This window comes from Colwellia sp. BRX9-1, assembly GCF_014077195.1.
Taxonomy (GTDB): Bacteria; Pseudomonadota; Gammaproteobacteria; order Enterobacterales; family Alteromonadaceae; genus Colwellia_A.
Window position 1 is genome coordinate 1 of sequence record NZ_JACGVM010000056.1, and the last position, 1,447, is coordinate 1,447.

Consider the following 1,447-nt stretch of genomic DNA (forward strand, 5'->3'; position numbering starts at 1 on the left):
TTCCAATGCTGATCGTTTTAGATGAAATATAGTACTTGAACGATCTTTTGAGTGTGTCATATTTATTTCTTTTTACAGGAAATAAAGCATGTTAAGTGATGAGTTAGCGTATTTTTTTGACGAGTGTAGTGATTTAAAAGATAAGGTTGATATTTTTAATGCCCAACTCCCAAAAGAGTGGATAGATGAAGCACTTAACGTAACCGGAAGCGTAACCGTTAGGCGAAGAAAAATGCCTGCTGAAGATATTATCCGATTATCAATAGGTATGTCGTTAATGCGCCATGAGCCTATTCAAGAGATAGCCGCTAGATTGAGTTTTCAATCAAAGCAACTTGATAATCAGTTACTTGCACGAAGTTCGATCAGCAGCGCTAGACAGCGTGTAGGCTCTGCGCCGGTTGAATGGTTATTTAACCGCAGTGCTGATAAATGGTCATCGCAGTCACATTGTGATGACAAATGGCATGGCCTGAACTTATTTAGTATTGATGGAACAACGTTTAGAACTGAGGATAGCGAAGAAAATCGAGAGAATTTTGGCTCAGCGCATAGCAAAGGCGAATTAGTTTCTTCCTTCCCTGCGTTTCGTTTAGCCTGTTTAATGAATGTGCGAAGCCATATTATAAGTCGTGTTTCTATAGGGCCTTTTAAGACCGGGGAGTTAACCGTTGCCTCACAATTGTTAGACAATGTTCCGCCTAAAAGTGTATTGCTGTTAGATAGACTGTATCACTCAGCGGAGTTATTGCACTATTTTGAAAACCTTGGCGAAGATCGGTACTGGGTCACAAGATTAAAAAGCACGATTAAATATCGACAGCTTGAAAAGTATGGAGATAATGATTTTTTGGTTGAGCGGGATTTAAGTGCTCACGCAAGAAAGAAATCCCCCTCATTGCCGCGTAAATGGCAAATGAGAGTAGTGAAGTATCAACTTGAAGGATATGAACCGCAAGAGATAGCGACTTCACTACCGATAGAAAAATACAGTGCAGCTCAAATTATTGAGCTTTATCATGAGCGATGGGAGATTGAATTAGGCTATAGGGAAATCAAAAAAACGTTACTTAAAAACGCAATAACGTTAAGAAGTAAAAAGCCTGATTTAGTTATACAAGAATTATATGGCATGTTAATAGCGTACAACCTTATTAGACATGAGGCTGCTTTAGCGGCAGATGTTGTTGAATTAAGGCCCACGAGGATAAGTTTCAAAACGGCAATGCGTGTAGTTCTCTATGATTATTATGGCATGGCAACAGCATCGAACTTACAAAGCATACCAGCAAGATTAAAAGAATTAACGGATACGATTAAGGATTTTATTCTGCCAAAGCAGAAACGCCCTAATTATCCTAGGGCGGTAAAAATGAGGATGGGGAAGTTCCCGGTGAAGCGTTCACAAAAGCGAAAAGAAATAGCTTAAACGAACAGCATTGGAACT

1 protein-coding gene is annotated in these 1,447 nt (G+C 39.3%); it reads left to right on the plus strand.

Annotation, left to right across the window (positions count from 1 at the left end):
• The first annotated feature begins 88 nt into the window (after nt 1-88).
• Nucleotides 89-1,429, plus strand: a complete 1,341-nt coding sequence (locus H4J76_RS19440; protein ID WP_182231140.1) for an IS4 family transposase — start codon at nt 89-91, stop codon at nt 1,427-1,429.
• The last annotated feature ends 18 nt before the right edge of the window (nt 1,430-1,447 follow it).

What these genes read in the sequence shown, in the direction of transcription:
- H4J76_RS19440 (WP_182231140.1), top strand. Translation starts at nt 89, where the DNA reads ATGTTAAGTGATGAGTTAGCGTATTTTTTTGACGAGTGTAGTGATTTA.